Raw genomic sequence first — 18,650 nt, 5'->3', positions numbered from 1 at the left:
ATTCATGAAGCACCGTCTGGTGCGCCGCCTCGTCGCCGTGGCCGCGCTGGTGACGGCGCCGCTGACGGCGCCGGGCACGGCGGACGCCGCCTGGGCGGGCACGGCGGACGTCGCCCGGGCGAACCCGGAGCCGCCACAGAAGGTGGACGCCGGGCTGGCACACAGGCTCGCCGCGAGCGGCGGCGACGACCTGGTGAGGGTGAACGTGGTGACGCGGGACCGCACGGCCCTGGCGAGCGCGGCCTCCGCCGTCGACGCCGCGCAGGTCGTCCAGAAGCTGTCCCGGTTGCCGGTGGTCACGTTGAGGGCCGACGAGGCGGCCGTGGAACGGCTGGCGCGGCAGCCCGGCGTGCTCAGCGTGTCCGAGGACGTCCCCGTCGCCCCGGCGCTCGCCCAGAGCGTGCCGCTGATCGGCGGCGACCGCACCCGGGAGGCCGGGCTGACCGGCGAGGGGAGCGTGGTCGCCGTCCTGGACTCCGGGGTCGCGGTCCACCACCCCTTCCTCGGAGGCCGGGTCGTCGCCGAGGCATGCTTCTCTCCCAGCGATCCCGGCTACGCGGCCACCAGCCTGTGCCCCGACGGCACGGATCGGCAGGAGGGGCCGGGGGCCGCCGACTCGGAGAGCGGCCCGTGCGCGAACCTGGACTGCGCCCACGGCACCCACGTGGCGGGGATCGTGGCGGGCGACGGCGAGGGCCTGAGCGACGCCGACGGCAGCGGCGTCGCTCCCGGCGCCGCCCTGGCCGCCGTCCAGGTCTACAGCAGGTTCGACTCCGTCGCCTACTGCGGAGCCGCGGGGACGCCCTGCCTGCTGAGCTTCGTCAGCGCCCAGATCGCCGGGATGGAGAAGGTGCTGGAGCTGGCGGAAGGGGGCCTTCCCGTGGCCGCGGTCAACCTCAGCCTGGGCTCCGGCCGCTACACCACGGCCTGCGACAACGACCCGCGCAAGGTGGCCGTCGACAGGCTGCTGGCCGCGGGCGTGGCCACCGTCGTGGCCGCGGGCAACCAGGGTTACCCCGACGCGGTCAGCGCTCCCGCCTGCGTCTCCTCCGCCATCGCCGTGGGCAGCACCACCGACCAGGACGAGGTGTCCGGCTTCAGCAACGCGGGGCCGCTGCTCGACGTGTTCGCGCCGGGTTCCGACATCGTCTCCTCGGTGCCCGGCGGGCAGTGGGCGTCCAAGAGCGGCACCTCCATGGCCGCCCCGCACGTCGCCGGCGCGCTGGCGGTGCTGCGCCAGGCGTTCCCCGGCGCCACCCCGGCCGAGCTGGAAGCGAAGATCAAGGCCACCGGCAAGGACATCATCCACGAGGGCGTCACGATCCCGCGCCTGCAACTGGACGACGCGGCCCTGGGCGCCGCTCCGAGACCGGGACCCGACCAGCTCTTCCAGACCCGGGCCCGCCTCCTGGACAACGTCATGATCAGCGGCAGTTCCACCCTGACCGTCAAGGTCACCGGCGCCGCCGGGCTGCCCGGGCGGGGCGTCGCCGCCGTCGCGCTCAACGTGGCCGCCAAGGGCGACCTGTTCAACACCGGCTCGCTGGCGGTGCACCCCTCGGGGAGCGCCGGGCCGAACGGCGGAGCGGTCTTCTACGACGCCACCCGTTACGCCTCCACGATGATCCTGGCCAAGGTCGGGGCCGACGGCGCGATCAAGGTGGAGAATCGCAGCGGCCAGCCCGTCCGCGTCTACCTCGACGTCCACGGCTACACCCTCGACCACGCCGCGGACACCGTCGCAGGCACCTACCTGCCGATCACCCCGGTGCGGATCGCCGACAGGGTCCCGGTCCCGGCCATGGGCGAACTGCGGCTTCCGACGTCCGCCATCCCCGAGATCCCGCCGGCGGAACTGCAGAGCCTCGCACTGACGGTGCTGGTCAAGAGCCCCTCCACCGGCACGATGCGCGTCTACGCGGCCGGCGACCCCTTCCCACCCGACGCCAACGTCGACTACCCGGCCAACACGCCCACCCAGTTCTTCACCATCGTCAAGCCCGGCACCGATGGCAAGATCAACGTGCACAACCTGGGCGCCGGTGCGGCGGAGGTGTCGATCGAAGTGAGCGGCTACTACACCACCGCCCGGCGCGGCTCGGTGACCAGGGCGACCGACCCGCTCCCGCTGGCCACCGGGGTGACGATCGCGGCCGGCGGCACGCACGTCCTGCGGCCCGGTGACGTGGAGGGCGTCCCCGCCTCCCGTGTCCGGGCACTCGGCCTCGCCGTCACCGCGCACGGCGCCGCGGGCGGCACCGTCGAGATCGTCCCGGCCGGCGGCGGGGCCACCGTACGGACGGTGGCCTACACGGCGGGCAAGGACACGGCAGGCTTCGCGATCGCGGCGCTCCGCCCGGACGGGACGATCGTGCTGAGGAACCAGAGCACCTCGCCGGTGACCGTCTCCGTCGACGCTTACGCCTCCTTCATCGGGTGAATGGACGAGCGGGGCGACTCGCCGTCCGTCACTACCTCTCGTCCATCTCGGTAGATAGGGCTTAACCTGCGGAAACAGGATCAAGCACAGATCGGCAGGACGTGACCACGCCCCAGGACGGCTCTTGGAGCATTCCGGCGGTTGTCCGGTGAACGAGCGAGGAAAGGGCCTGACATGTCCAACCACTTCACCGGACTCAGCCTCGGGCCGCCGCTCGGAGACCAGCGCCTCGACCTGTGCGACCTGTACGCCTTCGCGGCACCCGGGGATCCGAGCAGGACCGTTCTCATCCTCAACGCCAATCCCAACGCCGACGCGCTGCACCCCGACGCGATATACCGCCTGAACATCGACAACGACGGCGACTACCTGACCGACGTCGCCTTCAGCTGGGTCTTCAGCCCACCGGCCTCCGACGGCTCCCAGACCTACAGCGTGTTCATGGCCACCGGTGCGCAGGCGCGCGAGCCCGGGGCGGTCGGCACCGAGATCGTGTCGGATGCCGCCGTCTCCTTCGGTCCGCAGGCCAACGTGGTCCGCAGCGGCGACTACCAGGTGGCCGCCGGCAGCCGCAGCGACGCCTTCTTCTTCGACTTCGACGGCATCAAGAACCTGTTCGACACCGGCGGCAATCGGAACTTCACCGCCCCGCACCTGGGCGGGCGGTCCCCCTGGACCGGCGTCGACTCCAACCTCACGGCCAACGTCTTCTCCATGGCCATCGAACTGCCGACCGCGGAGCTGGCACCCGACCCCGAACTGCACATCTGGGGCCGGTGCAGCGTCATGCGCGACGGCCGACTCGTCCACGCCGACCGGGCCGGACACCCGTCCATGAGCAGCTTCTTCAACACCGACGACACCAAAGAGGACTACAACGCCGGCGAGCCGGTCGACGACCGCGACAGATGGACGGATCAGTTCGTTCACCTGCTGGGCCACACCGGTGGCTACTCGCGCGAGGAGGCCATCGCCGCGATCGACGAGCACGGCCTCCTGCCGGACGTGCTGAGCTTCGACCCGTCCAAGCCGGCCTCCTACCCCAACGGCCGGACCTTCGCCGAAGACGTCATCGACATCCGCGTCGCGTTCCTCACCAAGAACGAGGCCCCGCCCACCGGGCTGAGGCCGCACACCGACACCCTGGACCGATTCCCGTACCTCGGCGACCCGCATCCGGCGGCCGCCTCCTGACGGATCCCGGAGGGACGCACCGCAGGCTCCGCCGGCCGAACCGACTCACCGCCGACGACCTGGCCGGACGGCGCCGGAACGGGCCGGTAACAGGTCTGGAACAGGTCCGGAACGGGTCCGGAACAAACCTGGAGCAGGCTCGGATCGATCCGGGCGGGGGCGCGCCCCGGTACGGCCCGGCCGTACCGGGACGCCCCTCACGGTCGGGTGCGGGATGCCTCTCCCGGCACATCGACGGGTTCGGGGTCCGGCGACGCGGCCCTCCACGACGCGGAGCACGTGAGTTGAGTGAATTGAGCGAGTTGAGGATCCTGGTGGACGACCTGTCCGGTCCGCGGATCATCGAGTTCCTCCGGGAGCACGTCCGGCAGATGCGGTCCATCACCCCGCCGGAGAGCAAGCACGCCCTCGACCTCGACGGGCTCCGCGCGCCAGGGGTCACGTTCTGGTCGGTCCTGGACGGTGAGGACCCGGTGGGCTGCGGGGCGATCAAGAGGCTGGACGCGGGCCACGCCGAGCTGAAGTCGATGCGTACCGCGCCGGAACGCGCCCGGAGCGGCATCGCGTCCCGGCTGCTGGAGCACATCATCGCCGAGGCCGGGGCCATGGGCTTCACCCGGTTGAGCCTGGAGACCGGGTCGGCCGGGTTCTTCCTGCCCGCCAGGAGGCTGTACGAGAAGCACGGGTTCACCTATTGCGAGCCGTTCGCCGGCTACCGCCCCGATCCCAACAGCGTGTTCATGACCCGGTCCCTCTGACCCCGCCCCGGTGCGCCGGTCGCCGCGGGCGCGACCCCGGCGCGGCCGGGACGGACGCACGCGGCCCGGTCCCTCACGGTCCTCCTCCACTCGGCCGCCCGGCCGGAAGACCCGCGATCGCGACCGGCGAGGCTGCGGCACCGGCGTGCGGGGTAGGGGCAGCCCCACCGTCGGGCCGAGGGGAGGGGCCACCACGGATCCGGGGGCCATCCTGCTGGGGCGGCGTCCGGCGGCGGCCTAGCGTTACATGCGTGATCAAGAACCCCCGACGTGTTCTCGCGCTCTCCTGTGCCGCCCTCGTCGCCGCCGCCCCCGTCGCCACGGCGACCGCCGCGGCGGCATCCACCCCCGTCATCACGGCTTCCGACCCCGCCACCACGGCTTCCACCGCGACGGCTTCCGCCCGGGGCGCCCTGGTGAGGGCCGAGCGGGTGGCGCACCTGTCCGGCAGGCAGGTCGGCGACTACCTCCGGAAGGCGGGCTTCCCGGCTACCAAGGACGCCAGGGGCGTCGACGTCTACGGGGTCACCTACCGCACCGCGGACGTGCGGGGCCGGTCCACCACGGCGACCGGGGCGGTCGTCCTGCCCCGTGTGCCCGACCAGGAGCTGCGCGTGGTCAGCTACACCCACGGCACGATGGCGACCAGGAAGGACGCGCCTTCGGTGCAGGCCCAGGGCGACGGCCGCTACTTCTCCGTCTACTTCGCCGCACACGGTTTCGCCGCCGTCGCCCCCGACTACCTCGGCCTGGGCGGCGGCCCCGGCGCCCACCCCTACATGCACACGGCGACCGAGGCCGGCGCGTCGCTCGACCTGCTCCGGGCGGCCAGGACCCTGGCCGCCGGCAAGGAGGTCACGCTCGACCGGCGGATCCTGGTCACCGGCTTCTCCCAGGGCGGCCACGCGGCCATGGCCCTGGGGGCTGCGCTGCAAGGGGACGACGAGCTCGACGTGTCCGCCGTCGCGCCGGTCAGCGGCCCCTACGACCTCGAAGGCGCCGAACTGCCCGCCCTGCTCGAAGGCCGTCTCGACGGCCGCTCCGCCGCCTTCTACCTCGGCTACTGGCTGACCTCGATGGACCGGGTCTACGACCTCTACCGCGACCCCGCGCGGGCGTTCCGCGCGCCGTACGACGCGAAGGTCACCGGGCTGTTCGACGGGAGCCGGGACTTCGGCGCGATCGCGGCCGCCCTGCCGCCCACCCCGGAGAAGCTCGTCACCCCCGCCTATCTCAAGTGGCTCCGCCATCCCTCGGGGGCGCTGCTGAGGGCGGTCAGAGAGAACGACACCACCTGCCGCGACCTGGATCCCGGTGTTCCCGTGCGCCTGTTCGCGGCGCGCGGCGACCGCGACGTGGCCATCGCCAACTCCAGGAGCTGCCTGAAGGACCTGCGGGGGAAGGGCGTCGACGCGAGCCTCACCGACGTCGGCGACGTGGGCCACGAAGGGTCGGTCCGCCGGTCCATGCCGAGGGTGCTCGACTGGTTCCGGCGGGAGACCTCGGCCGGCTGACGGGGACCGGGGTACGCCCCCGCGCGCCGTGGCGGGCCGCAGTGCCCCTACCGCACGTCGGCGACCGCCGGGGTACGCCTCCGCACGCCGTGGCGGGCCGGGCCGTACGGCGGGCGGTGCCTTCGTCCGCGCCCGGCGCCGGTGGACCGGGCGACCGATCCTCCGGAGGACGCCTACCGGCGACCGGGGCCCGCGTCCGGTTCCCCGACGGTCCCGTGACCGTCGCCGAACCGGGTGGCGAAGTCGTCGGCGAGGGCCGCGATGGCGTCGCGGCCCTCCAGCCCGGCGAGCCAGCCGGCGGGGAGCGCGGACTCGCCGTGCAGGGCGCCCAGGAGGTTGCCGCAGACGGCGCCGGTCGAGTCGCTGTCGCCGGAGTGGTTGACGGCGAGCAGTAGCGCCCGCCCCAGGTCGCGGGGGTCCGGGTGGGACAGCGCGCAGTAGACCGCGATGGCCAGTGCCTCTTCGGCGACCCACGCCCCGCCGAGCGACTCGACCTTCTCCGGGCCCGGGCCGCCCTCGGCCGCCAGGGACACGGCGGCGCGCAGCGCCCCGGTGGTCTCCTCGTGGGCGGGGTAGGTCGCCAGCAGGTCCATCGCCAGCCGTACGGCGGGCACGAGCGGTTCCCCGGCCACCACCAGGTGGACGGCGGCGGCGAAGGCCCCGGCGGCGAGGTATCCGGTGGGGTGGCCATGGGTGAGCCGGGCGCACGCGGCGGCCAGATCGAAGGCGTGCCGGGGACTCGGCGCGTTCAGGCCGAAGGGGGCCGAGCGCATGACCGTCCCGCAGCCCTTGGAGTCGGGGTTGACCGGTCCGGGCCCGCCGGGGGACGTGAGGCCGGACAGGCAGGCGTTGCCGGGGGCGCGCCGGGAGTAGAGCCACGTCTGCTCGCGCAGCGCGCCGGTGCGGAACGCGGCGCCGTCCGCCGGGGGAGGGGCGGGGTGCCGCTGGGTGTCCAGCCAGCGCAGGTAGGCGTGGTGGACGGCGGTGACGTCGCCCCCGCGGAGCAGCCCCTCCACGGTGAACAGCGTCATCTGCGTGTCGTCGGTGATCAGGCCGGTCCTGCCGGACGCGTCGGGGACGAACCCGGTCACGCCCGCGGGGCCGTACCGGTGGCGGATCGCGTCGATCGGGTCGAACTCGATGACGGCGCCGAGCGCGTCGCCGAGCGCGCCGCCCAGCAGGCAGCCGCGCACCCGGTCGCGGTACTCCGGCGGGCCGTCGGGGGGACGGGGCATGGCCACTCTCCTTCGTTTCCGGGGAGGCTACCGTGCCCCTCCCGGGATCCGGGAGGGGCACGGCGGCAAGGGCCGGAAAGGACCCCGGAGCCGCGGACCGCGCGGACTGCGCAGACCCGGAGGGCCGGGCCGCCGGGGGACGCCCGTCGTCAGGTCTCCAGGCCGATGTGCACCGGCCCGCCCGCGTGGTTCACCGCGGCCAGCATGCCCGACGGGACGCGGAACACCCGGCCCGGGGCAGCCGGCCACCACAGCCGCCTCCGGGCGATCACCATCCCGTCCTGCCGCAGGACGACCCGGGGGAACGGGACGAACCGGTCGCTCCACAGCAGCAGCCGGCGGCGGGCCGGGGCGAGGTCGCCGTGCCGGATGATCTCGGGCGTCACCCACCGGAAGGGCGCGTCGGCGACGAGGCGCACCTGCCCGGCCGGCGGGCTCCCGCCGTTCAGCCAGGCCAGGACGGAACGGGCGGCGCGGGCGCCGTCGATCGCCGCGATGTCGGCCGTGTCCACCGGGTGGAGCAGGTTGCCCACGGCGAACACGCCGGGCCGGTCCGTCCGGAACGCGCTGTCGACCAGCGGCCCCTTCGTCCCCGGGTCGAGGGTGATCCCGGCGGCGCGGGCGAGCTCGTGGTCGGGGATCCAGTCGCCGGTGAGGACGAGCGTGTCGCACTCGACGATCCGCCGCGCGCCGGTGTCGAGGTTCTCGATCTCGACAGCCCGCAGGTCCGGCTTGCCGATGATCCTCGACACCCGGGTGCGGGTGGCGATCCGGGGCCGGAAGAGCGCCCGGCCGCCGAGATTGAACAGGGCGTAGGAGTCGGGCCGGGGGTACTCGGTGGTCATCAGCACGGTCGCGCAGCCGGCCTCGCGCAGGGTCAGCGCGGCCGACCAGCTCACCAGCTCCGCGCCCGCGATGACGGCCCTCCTGCCGACCTCGCCGTGCTGAAGGTGGACGATGTTCTGCAGGTGGCCGGTGGTGTAGACGCCGCGGCCGCGGTCCCCCGGGATGAGGCGGCCCGGACGCGGGCGCTCGCGGGCGCCGGTGGCGAGGACGACGGCTCCCGCCTCGACCAGGAGGCGGCCCTGCGGGGTGGTGACCTCCAGCGTGCGCTCGCCGGCCCAGCCGGTCACGGTCGCATTCGTCCGGATCGTCGCGCCGGCGGCGCGGGCCTGCTCGACGAGCCGCCGGGCGTAGGCGGGGCCGCTGACGAAGCGACGCATGTCCCTGATCCCATAGCCGGGGTGGTCGCTGTGCCGGGGGATGCCGCCGGCGGCGCTCTCCCGGTCCAGGACGAGGACCTCGCCGTCGACCCGCGGCGCGAGCTCGCGGGCGGCGCTCAGCCCGGACGGTCCCGCGCCGACGATGACGACGGCCGGGGTGAGTGTGGTGACGCCGGTGTCCGCCGGCGCGGTGTCGGTGCTCATCGGCGGACCTCCGGTGAGAGAGTGGTGACGCCGGTGCTCATCGGCCGGCCTCCGGTGAGAGGGTGGCGACGCCGGTGTCCGCCGGCGCGGTGTCGGTGCTCATCGGCGGACCTCCGGCGAACGGCGGTCCCCGACGTTCCCGCGGTTCTCATCGAGGTCACCGGGGGCACAGGCGCCCCGGCTCTCCAGCAGTCTCCCCACCTCGGCGCCGCAGTAGAACCCCTGGCAGCGCCCGTTCATCGCCCGGGTACGGCGGCGCAGCCCCTCCAGCCCGGACGGGGGGATCGGCGAGCGGAAGGCGTCGCGGATCTCCCCGGCGGTGACCCGCTCGCAGAAGCAGACCACCATGCCGTAGGCGGGGTCGGCGGCGATCCGGGCGGCGTCCTGGTAGGGGCGCGTGAACGCCTCCCCGAGGTTGGGCATGCGGGGCGGCTCCGGCAGGTCCTCGCGCGGCACCAGTTCCAGGCCGGCCTCCCCGGCGAGCCCGGCGACGTGCTCGGCGATCGCGATGCCGGCGGTGAGGCCGGTCGAGCGGATCCCGCCGGCGAGGACGTAGCGCCGCCGCGCGTCGGCCTCGATGACGTAGTCGGAGTGGTCGCTGGCCGCGCGCAGGCCCGCGTAGGTCGCGGTCACCTCCTCCTCAAGCAGTTCCGGCATGAGCTTGCGCCCCTTTTCGAGGAGGAAGGCGATGCCCTTCTCCGAGGTGCCGGTGTCGGTGCGGTCGGTGAGGTCCTCGGCGGTGGGGCCGAGCAGGACGTTGCCGTAGACGGTCGGGCTGATCAGCACCCCCTTGCCGCGCGAGGTGGGCACCGGGAGGATGATCCTGTTCGCCAGCGGGCGGGCGAGCTTGTCGTAGACCAGCAGCTCGCCGCGGCGGGGCGTGACCGTGAAGCGGTCGTGGCCGAACATCCGGTCGATGACGTCGGCGCCGAGACCGGCGGCGTTGACGACCCAGCGGGTGGTCACGTCCCCGCCGGTGGTGCGCAGCACGGTCGTCCCGTCGCGTTCCTCGACCGCCTCGACCCTGCGGTCCAGCAGCAGCGTCGTGCCGCGCCGTACGGCGTCGGTGGCCAGGGCCAGATTGGTGGTCCAGGTGCAGATGATGGACTCGTCGGGGACGGTCAGGCCGCCCAGCGCGCCCTCCCCGAGGTGGGGGACCTGCCGGTAGACCTCGGCGGGGCCGACGATCTCCGTACGGTCGTAGCCGTTCAGCGCGGCCTTCTCCTTCAGGCCGGGCAGTGCCTCCAGCTCCTCGTCGGTCCAGGCGACCAGCAGGGCGCCGGTGCGTTCGACCGGGATGCCGGTCCGCGCGGCGTAGCCGGACAGCAGGCGGTAGCCCTCGCGTACCAGGCGGGACTCCAGCGTGCCCGGTTTCGCGTCGAAGCCGGTGTGCAGGATCGCGGTGTTCGCCTTGCTCGTGCCGTCGCCGACGTCGCCGCGCGCGTCCAGCAGCGCGACGTCCAGATCGTGGCCGGCCAGCTTCCTGGCGATGGCGGAGCCGACGATGCCCGCGCCGATCACCACCACGTCGAACGTGGCCGGAGCGCTGCCGTTCGCCTTCGTGTTCCTGTCCGTGGTTCTCACCGGTTCCCCTCCCGCGCCAGGACGCCGGCCACCGCGTTCTCCCAGCGGGAGCGGAAGCCGGCCGCCTGGTCGGCGGACCATCGAGGTTCGTATGTCATGGCGGGTTCCCACGCCGGCACCGCCTCCCGGAGGGGGAGTGAGGGGTCCAGTGCGGCGCGGGCCAGCGCCACCGCGCCGAGCGGCGTGGCGTGCTGGGACGGGTAGACGCCGATCGGGATCTGCGTCAGGTCGGCGACCGCCTGCATGAGGACCCGGCTCCGGGTGAGCCCGCCGTCGACGCACATGGCGGTCAACGGCCGCCCGAGGTCGGCGGCGACGAGCTCGCCGAGCCCGGCGACCTGCGCCGCTATCCCCTGCAGTACGGCCAGCACGAGGTGCTGCGGGCCGGTGGACAGCGTCATCCCGGTGAACGCGGCCTTGGCGTCGGGACGCCACCAGGGGGCGGCCAGTCCGGCCAGCGCCGGGACGAACATGACCCCCTCGGAGTCGCCGGCGGCGGCGGCGACCGTGTCCAGGTCGGCGGCGTCGCGGACGAGGCCCAGGTCCTGGATCCACCGTACGGCGGAGGCGGCCGTGTAGACCTGGCCGTCGAGGCAGTAGGAGGTCTCCCCCCTGGCCCGCCAGGCGACGGAGGCGGCCAGTCCCGCCGTGGAGCGGGCGGCCGAGGTCCCGGTGTTGGCCAGCAGGAACGCCCCGGTGCCGAAGGTGCACTTGGCCTGGCCGGCCGTCAGGCAGTTCTGGGCGAGCAGCGCCGCCTGCTGGTCGACCACGAGTCCGCCGACGGGGACGTTCCCGCCGAAGGCGGAGGTGTGGCCGATCACCTCGTCGCAGGAGACGACGCGCGGCAGCCGTTCCCCGCCGAGCCCGAACAGGTCGAGCAGCCTGGCGTCCCATTCGGCGTCGTCGAGCCGTGTGACCAGCGACCGGCTGGCGGTGGCGGCGTCGGTGACGAACTCTCCGGTCAGGTGGTGGACGAGCCAGGAGTCGGAGGTGGTGACGACCCCCTCGGCGGTCACGTTCCGGCGCAGCCACGCCATCTTCGGCGCGGAGAAGTACGGGTCCAGGACCAGCCCGGTGACCTCCGCGATCCGGCCGGCGTGCCCGGCCAGCTCCGCGCAGAGGTCCTCCGCGCGGCGGTCCTGCCACACTACGGCGGTGGAGAGGGGCTCGCCGGTGGCGGGGTCCCACGCCAGGACGGTCTCGCCCTGGTTCGCCAGTGTCACGGCGTCGATGGGGACGCCCGCCTGCTCGACGGCCCGGCGTCCGGCGCCGAGGACGGAGTCGAGCAGTTCGCGGGGGTCCTGCTCGACCCCGCCCCCGGGCAGGTAGGCGGGCCGGACGGGCAGCTCGGCGAGGCCGAGCACCGTGTCGTCGCCGTCGACGACGACGGCCTTGGTGCCGGAGGTGCCCTGGTCGATGGCGAGTACGGTCGTCATCGTTCCCGGCTCCGGTGCGCGCCGGGCTCGCGCGCGGTCTCGGTGCGCCCGGAGGTGCGCCCGGCCGCCTCGGCGTGCCCGTACCCGTGCCCGTGCCCGCGTGCGGTCGCGTCCGCCGCGTCGGCGTGTCCGGCGGCTTCGGCGTGCTCGTGCCCGTGTGCGGTCGCGTCCGTCGCGTCGGCGTCCAGCTCCGCGTCGATGGAGCGCATCGTCGGCATCGCCAGGCCCGCCGCCCCGCCCCGGGAGAGGAGGAGATACCCCAGGTAGAGGCCGCCCAGGACGAGCATGACCAGCACGTAGGTCCACGGGTCGGTGAACGAGGAGTCCCGGAACAGCAGCAGCTCGAAGACGAGCCAGGCCAGTGCCACGACGATCACCGGGATCTCCCACCGTCCCAGGGCGAACCCCCTGCTCGGCGGCAGCGTCCTGCGCTTGACCACGTACAGCACGACGGTCGCGGTGTAGATGATGGCGGGCAGCAGGGTGGCGGCGGCGAACAGGCCGAACAGCGCGTCGGTCCGGGTGGAGAAGACCGCCAGGATCAGCTCTCCGATGACGCACATGAACACGGTGGCGTTCAGCGGCGTGCCGAACCGCGGCGAGACCTTCCGCCATGCCTGCCAGCCGGGGAACCTCTCGTCGCGGGACATCGCCCACACCAGGCGCACCCCGGTCATGAGGATCACCATGCCGCAGGCGAAGATCGCGATGACCACCAGCACCAGCAGCGCGGTGCCCACGAACGGGCCCAGCACCCGGGTGATCACGTCCGCGATCGGCGTCGCCGACTTCGCCAGCTCGACCGGGTCGCCGGCGAGCAGGGTCACCGCGACGAGGAACAGGAAGCCGAGCACGCCGGAGGCGAGGACCGCCTGCCACATCGCGCGGGGGACGACCCGCGCCGGGTCCTTCGTCTCCTCCGCGAGGTTGGCCGCCGACTCGAACCCGACGATCGTGAACGCGCCGAGCAGGAAGCCCAGCATCCACGGGCCCGCGGACGTGAGGGTCCCGAAGTCGAGATAGCCCTCGGACGGGACGGCGCCGGTGCTGAACAGGTTCGCGAAGTCGACCTCGCGGGCGACGAAGCCCACGCCGAGCAGCAGCAGGACGAGGGCGATCATGCCGATGAGCTCGGCCGTCACCGCGAAGTTGTTGACCCGCTCGGTCCACTTCGTGGAGAGCGCCACCAGGAGGGCCTGGGCCAGGATGACCACGCCGGTGATCACCCACGCGTTCAGCGCCGTCCCCTCGTACCGCAGCAGCACGGGCAGGACGGTGGAGGCGATGGTGTAGTCGACCGCCACGACGACGATCGCCAGGAAGGTGAACGAGATCCAGCCGATGATCCAGCCGAGCACGGGGTTCGCCAGCCGGGACGTCCACTGGTAGGAGTAGCCGGTCACCGGGATGCGGGCCGCCAGGGAGCCGAAGATGAACGCGACGGCCAGCTGCCCGACGATCACGATCGGCCAGGTCCAGATGCCCGCCGGTCCTGAGCTGTTCAGCACCGAGCCGTAGGTGGTGAAGATGCCGGTGGCGATGGAGACGAAGGCGAACGCCACCGCGAACGAGGCGAAGCGGCCGGTGCCGCGCTTCATCGCCTGCTGGTAGCCGAACTCCTCGACGCCTCCGGCGGTCGCCCGATCACCGGGCGGGGGTGCGGATGGTGAATACTGGGACATGGATCCTCGACTTCTGTGTTTCCTGTGAGATGGCGCATCGTGGGGGGTCCCAGCCGGGTGGCGTTGCCGCGCCGCCCGGCCTTCGAACCATCGGGGAGACGTCTCAGGGCAGCGCTATCACCCCGCCCGCGAGGGTGACGGCGTCCCGGACGCTCGGCGGCGGCTCCGCCTCCGTGATGAGGCCGGTGAACTCCTCCACGCCCGCGACCCGGTGGCGGGCGATCCGGCCGAACTTGCCGGAGTCGGCCAGCACGTACGACCGCGCCGCGTTCCGCAGGATGATCCTGCGGACCGCGATCTCGTCCAGGTAGTAGTCGGTCAGGCCCGCCGCGGCGTCGATGCCGCCGGACCCGAGGAAGGCGAGGTCCGGGTTCAGGTCGTCGAAGAACGACTGGGCGACCGGCCCCGACAGGGCGAGGTCTCCTTTGCGGAGCCTACCTCCGCAGACGAGGATCTCGACGCCGGGACGTTCGGCGAGCTCCGCCGCGACCAGCAGGGAGCACGTGGCGACGGTACCGGAGAAGTCCATCGGCAGGGCGCGGGCCACCTCGACGGCGGTGGTCCCCACGTCTATCACGATCGTCTGGCCGGGCCGCGTGAGCGCGGCGGCGGCGTGCCCGATGCTCCTCTTCGCCTCCGCGGCGGTCACCGACCGCTCGGCGAACGGCGCCTCCTCGCCGGCGGGCCGCCCGAGCGCGATCGTCGCGCCTCCGTGGACGCGCACCAGCTTCCCCTGGCGTTCGAGGAGCACGAGATCGCGGCGGATCGTCTCCGCCGACACGGCGAGCGCGCGGGCGAGCTCCTCCGTGCTGACCACACGGGAGGTCCGCAGCGCCTCGCCGATCCGCGAGTGCCGCTCAGCGGGCAGCACGCTTGCCCGCTTCTGTGGACTTCTGTGGGCTCATGAGGGCGAGTATGCGTCCATGTGGATGGCGTCGTCAACAGAGTGAGCCATCACACTCGGACTTTTTACTCAAATCTTGAACAAAACCCCCGAAAGATCCTCGCTTGGGGTCGCGATCCTCGCCATGTCTCCCGGGCCACGGGTGAAGGGGGAACCAGGAGGGAGCGACCGCTCGCTACGGCGTGGGGTGGCCTCTCGGAGCGAGCCGTCCCGGATCGTGATCGGCCGGTAGGCGCGGTACTGGCTGCCGGGTTCGAGGCCGTGGTTCACGATCCGATGGTCGGTGCCGCCGGTACGGCGGCGTCACGTGGAACCGGTACGGCGGAGCCGCGTGGAGTCGTACGGCGGTGCCGCGGGGGCGGGGCCGCGACCGGCCCCCGGACCCGGGTGTCGTCGCCCGGGTCCAGGGGCCGTCGAAGGGCGGGGGCTCAGTTCTCGGTCTGGTCGTCGACGGGGGAGGGGGCGTTGGTGCGGACGGACTCGATGCCCTTCACCGCGCCGGCCGTGGTCTTGTAGGACTCGCGTACCCGCCGGGCCGAGACCGTACGGGCCGCCGGACCGGCGGCCCCGCCGTACGGCACGGACCGATCCGCCCGGGGAGGAGCCGGCCGTACGGCCCGCCCGTCAGGCCGGGACGCCGCCGAAGTCGCCGGCGTGGTGGGCGGCCCACTCCTCGTAGGTGTGCGCCGGGCGCCCCGTGACCTCCTCCACGGTCGGCAGCACCTGCGCCTCCCGGCCCACCGACGCGGCGAGCGCGTCGAGCAGGAAGTCGACTCCCTGCGCGGGCATGCGCCGGACGAGGTGCTCCCTGGCCTCCTCCCTCGGCTGCTCCTCCAGCCGCAGCGGCCGGCCGATCGCCTCGCCGATGATCCGTACCCGCTCGGCCTGGGTCAGCGACCGCGGCCCGGTGAGCACGTGCGACCGGCCGGCGTGCTCGTCGAGCAGGGAGCGGACCGCGACCGCGGCGATGTCGCGCTCGTCGATCGGCGCCATGGCCGCCTCCCCGTACGGCACACGCACCACGTCGCCGTGCCGGATCTGCGGGGCCCAGTTCAGGTCGTTGGTCATGAACGCGCCCGGCCGGACGAACGTCCACGCCAGGCCGGAGTCCTGCACCGCCCGCTCGCACGCGATGTGCTGCTCGCCGATCCAGTTCGGCTCGGGGATCGTCACCGCGGAGGAGGACAGCAGCGTCACGTGCCGCAGTCCGGCCTCCGCGCCGATCCGCAGGAAGTCGCCGAGCGAGCCGAACACCGGGAAGAGGAACGCCCTGTCGACGTCGCGCAGCGCGGCCGGCAGCGTCTCGGGGCGGGTCAGGTCGCCCGGCAGCACCTCGACGTCGTCCGGCAGTCCGGCGCGGGCGGGGTCACGGGTGATCGCGCGGACCTTCTCGCCCGCGTCGAGGAGCTGCCGCACGACGTTGCGGCCGACGTTTCCGGTGGCGCCGGTTACCAAGATCATGTTCCGCTCTCCTTCGGATGCAGATGCAGATGCCCGGATGAGGTGTCGCGTCGACGCGAGTGTCTCCCGGGCGGAGGCCGGTCCCCCATCCGGGGTCGATCTTCAGAAGACACTCCCGCCACCGGGGACCGGCCCTCCGGGGGCCGCTTCCGCCACCGGGAACCGGTTCCCCGGTGCCGCTCCCGCCGTCGGGAGGACGATCTCCCGGGCGGCTGCCCGCGACGCCGGACATCGCGGCGAACCGGCCCGTGCGGCCCGCGAGACCTGTGCGGCCCGTGCTGCCCTACGGGGTCCGCCGTACGACCCGGGTGCCGCCGGCCAGGTCGTACGGTGTCCGCGCCGAGGGCAGGAACAGGGAGCCGAGCCAGCAGAACATGACGGCGTAGGTGACGACCGTCAGCGCGACGACGGGTCCGGGGACTTCGCCCCCCGCCTGCGAGACGAAGGCGAAGGCGACCGTGTGCCCCAGCTCCCAGGGGACGGCGATCTTGAGGATGTTGCGCAGCAGCGCGGGGCCGAACCCCACCGGCCGTCCGGACCGCGCGTCGGCGACGGCCAGCCCCATGCGCCGCTTGCCCGGGGTCGCCTGGAGCGGGCCGGACTCGCGCCGGGCCGCCCACACGGTGACCGGCACGATCAGGATCAGGAACGAGACGACGTTCCACCCCCATGCGGGAAGCCGGAGCCCCATGCCGCCGGCGGCGACGCCGACGGGCACCAGGAGCAGCGGCAGGACCAGGACGCACAGCCAGTCGATCAGCCACGCGACGATCCGTCGCCCGGCGGGCGCCCGGTCCTCTGAGCCGGCCGGTGCCGTGGACGACATGCGAGGTCCCTTTCGCGGGGGGGGGCGAACCCGTACGTACGGGGCCTGACCGTACTCGGCGGGAGGACGCGCCCACGGGAGACACGCCGGAGGACTCGTCGCCGGGAGCGTGAAAGGGAATCGCGGGATCGGCGGAGCAAGGGGTATGGGCCGCAGAAAGGACATCCGCTACATGACGCCCCCACCCGACCCGGCACGACATCCCCGGGCAACCCCGCGGGACCGGGATGTGTATGAGATCACGGACGGCGGAACGGCCGCCGCCCTTCTCCCACCCATCCGGAGTTTCCATTGCGCGTACATCTAGCGGTCGCGGCCAGGCGCCCGGGGGTCCCGCTGCCCCCCGCGGTGCTCGCCGCGGCACGCGAGGGGATCACCCGCGCCTTCCCCGTGCCGCCCGCCACCGTGACCGCGCGCGAGTGGCTCTCGGCCAGAGGCGACGCGGCGCTGCTCTCATGGTCCAACGAGCCCGAAGGCCACGGAACGCCGGTCATGTGCGCCGGAGGCGGCCGGGTGGCGGGCCTCACCGGCCACCTGGCCGACCCGGCCGACGCCGACCGGCTGCTGGCCGCGCCCCGGCTGGGGGAGGCGGCCGCCCATGCGGGAGGCTGCTTCTCGGTCTTCCGGGCCTCCGACGAGGAGGTGGGCGCGGCCACCGGCCTCACCCGGGCCTGCCCGGTCTTCTTCGCCGAGACCTCGGAGGTCCACGTGTTCGGCAGCCGGGCCCTGCTCGTCCACCTCGCCGCGCGGGCCGCCGAGACCGGGTCGGAGCGTCCCGGGATCGTCTGGGACGTGCCGGCGCTGGAGTCGATGGTGCGGATCGGCTACTTCCTGTCCGACGAGACCCCGTTCGGCGGGGTCGGCGCGCTGCCGCCGGCCGCCGAGATCAGGGTCACGGCCGGCCGCCGTACCGTCACCGTGGCGCCCCTCCCCGGGGCGCGTCCCAGACCCGCGTCCAGGCGGGCGATGCGCGCCCAGGTCAACGAGCTGGCCGACGCGCTGCTCGCCGCGGTGGAGCCGCTGCGGGGCACGACCGAGCCGGTACGGCTGTCGCTCACCGGGGGCCGCGACAGCCGCCTGCTCGCCGCGCTGCTGCACCGGGCGGGCATCCCGTTCACCGCGGCGACCGCCGGCGAGGACGACGATCCCGACGTGGTCCTGGCCCGCCGCGTCGCCTCCGCCCTCGGCGTCGAGCACCGCGTGACCCGTCCCAAACGCTCCGAGGACGGCGCGGACCTGGTCGTGCCCCATCCGCTCACGCGGACCCGCAACGTGCTGTCCGCCTGCGAGGGGATGCTCTCGGCGTACGAGAACGTCCCCGCCGCCACGCGGTTCGACCCCGTCCCCCGGATGTCCGGGCACGGCGGGGAGATCCTGCGGGGCGGGTTCCTGCAGAACCAGGAGGACCTGGAGCCCAGGGCCCTGCGGCGCAGAGTGGACGGCTTCTTCACCAAGAACGCCGACCTGCTGACCCGGGAGGGCAGGGAGCACGCCGAGATCCTGGCCGCCCCCTGGCGGGAACGCTGCCGCGCCGACGGCGCCGGGACGCTCGACCACTTCTACCTCATGTACCGGGTCGGGCGATGGCACGCCGCGTCACGCGCGTCGCTGTTGCGCACCGGCACGCCCGTCCCGCCCTTCCTGGACAACCGCGTCGTCCGGACGGCGCTGTCCATCGACCCGGTGTGGCGGCGCTCCGAGGAGGTCGTCCACGGGGTGATCGGCGTCTTCGCGCCGCGGCTGCGGGACGTCCCGATCGAGGGCAAGCCGTGGCGCTTCGAGGCCGAACGCACCGAGACCACGCTGCTGGACCGCGTCCGCCGCCGCCTCCGTCCCCCGGCCCCGGGCGGGCGTCCCGGGAACGGGCCAGGGGGAGACGTCCCCCGGGCACCGGCCGCGAAGGCGTGGAACTGGCGGCTGAACCCCACCGGTGAGCTGGCCGAGCTCCTCGGAACGGGCATCGCGGACGCGCGCGGCGAGGTGGTGGCCGAACAGCTCACCGGGATCTTCGACGAGGCCGGGGCGGCCACGCTGTCGGCGGCCTTCCCCGCCCGGCGGGTGGACGCCGCCTGGCATCTCTACACGGTCTCCACGATGCTCACCGAGGGCTTCGCGGACCCCGCGCCCCCCGGCCTGCCGACACTGCGCGTCCCCCGCCCGGCGTCCCGGTGACGCCCGCCGCCCGGGTA

14 protein-coding genes are annotated in these 18,650 nt (G+C 73.7%); 5 read left to right on the top strand and 9 right to left on the bottom strand.

From position 1 onward, the window contains the following. Positions 1-4 precede the first annotated feature (4 nt). The 4 genes from AB0D67_RS10740 (at position 5) to AB0D67_RS10725 (ending at position 5,906) form a co-directional block, all read left to right on the top strand. Entirely contained in the window at positions 5-2,440 is a 2,436-nt protein-coding gene (locus AB0D67_RS10740) for a S8 family serine peptidase (RefSeq protein ID WP_362932253.1), read from the top strand. Between the two features lie 174 nt (positions 2,441-2,614). After that, entirely contained in the window at positions 2,615-3,634 is a 1,020-nt protein-coding gene (locus AB0D67_RS10735) for a DUF4331 family protein (protein WP_362932251.1), read from the top strand. A gap of 293 nt (positions 3,635-3,927) precedes the next feature. Next, positions 3,928-4,392, top strand: coding sequence for a GNAT family N-acetyltransferase (locus AB0D67_RS10730; RefSeq protein WP_362932249.1), 465 nt, complete (start codon positions 3,928-3,930; stop codon positions 4,390-4,392). Positions 4,393-4,643: 251 nt separating this feature from the next. Beyond that, complete coding sequence (locus AB0D67_RS10725) at positions 4,644-5,906, top strand: lipase family protein (protein WP_362932247.1); 1,263 nt, start codon at positions 4,644-4,646, stop codon at positions 5,904-5,906. 173 nt (positions 5,907-6,079) lie between these two features. On the opposite strand, the gene AB0D67_RS10720 is transcribed toward AB0D67_RS10725, so the two are convergent. The 9 genes from AB0D67_RS10720 to AB0D67_RS10680 all read right to left on the bottom strand — a co-directional run bounded on the left by AB0D67_RS10720 (position 6,080) and on the right by AB0D67_RS10680 (position 16,461). Next, positions 6,080-7,141 carry an ADP-ribosylglycohydrolase family protein gene (locus AB0D67_RS10720; protein WP_362932245.1) on the bottom strand — a complete coding sequence of 354 codons (1,062 nt, stop codon included), beginning with the start codon at positions 7,139-7,141 and terminating at the stop codon, positions 6,080-6,082. A 149-nt stretch (positions 7,142-7,290) separates the two neighbouring features. Continuing rightward, positions 7,291-8,568 (bottom strand): FAD-dependent oxidoreductase, encoded by a 1,278-nt coding sequence (locus AB0D67_RS10715; protein ID WP_362932243.1) that lies wholly within the window; start codon positions 8,566-8,568, stop codon positions 7,291-7,293. A gap of 99 nt (positions 8,569-8,667) precedes the next feature. Beyond that, complete coding sequence (locus tag AB0D67_RS10710) at positions 8,668-10,152, bottom strand: NAD(P)/FAD-dependent oxidoreductase (RefSeq protein ID WP_362932241.1); 1,485 nt, start codon at positions 10,150-10,152, stop codon at positions 8,668-8,670. Further along, a complete protein-coding gene (locus AB0D67_RS10705; protein ID WP_362932239.1) occupies positions 10,149-11,588 on the bottom strand; it encodes an FGGY family carbohydrate kinase in 1,440 nt (479 codons plus the stop codon). Before AB0D67_RS10705 ends, AB0D67_RS10710 begins: the two co-directional genes overlap by 4 nt. Further along, positions 11,585-13,270, bottom strand: coding sequence for an amino acid permease (locus AB0D67_RS10700; RefSeq protein ID WP_362932237.1), 1,686 nt, complete (start codon positions 13,268-13,270; stop codon positions 11,585-11,587). The genes AB0D67_RS10705 and AB0D67_RS10700 overlap by 4 nt, the downstream gene beginning before the upstream one ends. Before the next feature lie 103 nt (positions 13,271-13,373). Next, entirely contained in the window at positions 13,374-14,141 is a 768-nt protein-coding gene (locus tag AB0D67_RS10695; RefSeq protein WP_362932235.1) for a DeoR/GlpR family DNA-binding transcription regulator, read from the bottom strand. A 461-nt stretch (positions 14,142-14,602) separates the two neighbouring features. Further along, entirely contained in the window at positions 14,603-14,755 is a 153-nt protein-coding gene (locus tag AB0D67_RS10690) for a DUF1508 domain-containing protein (protein ID WP_362932233.1), read from the bottom strand. A 43-nt stretch (positions 14,756-14,798) separates the two neighbouring features. Continuing rightward, complete coding sequence (locus AB0D67_RS10685; protein WP_362932231.1) at positions 14,799-15,635, bottom strand: NAD(P)H-binding protein; 837 nt, start codon at positions 15,633-15,635, stop codon at positions 14,799-14,801. A gap of 283 nt (positions 15,636-15,918) precedes the next feature. After that, entirely contained in the window at positions 15,919-16,461 is a 543-nt protein-coding gene (locus AB0D67_RS10680; RefSeq protein WP_362932229.1) for an RDD family protein, read from the bottom strand. Between the two features lie 291 nt (positions 16,462-16,752). Here AB0D67_RS10680 and AB0D67_RS10675 point away from each other — a divergent pair, with 291 nt between their 5' ends. Further along, a complete protein-coding gene (locus AB0D67_RS10675; RefSeq protein WP_362932227.1) occupies positions 16,753-18,633 on the top strand; it encodes an asparagine synthase-related protein in 1,881 nt (626 codons plus the stop codon). The last annotated feature ends 17 nt before the right edge of the window (positions 18,634-18,650 follow it).

Origin of the sequence: Streptosporangium sp. NPDC048047, assembly GCF_040653115.1 — a bacterium.
In the GTDB taxonomy this organism is placed as follows: domain Bacteria; phylum Actinomycetota; class Actinomycetes; order Streptosporangiales; family Streptosporangiaceae; genus Streptosporangium.
Note: the sequence above shows the minus strand (reverse complement) of the source record. Positions and strands in the feature narration are given on the sequence as shown.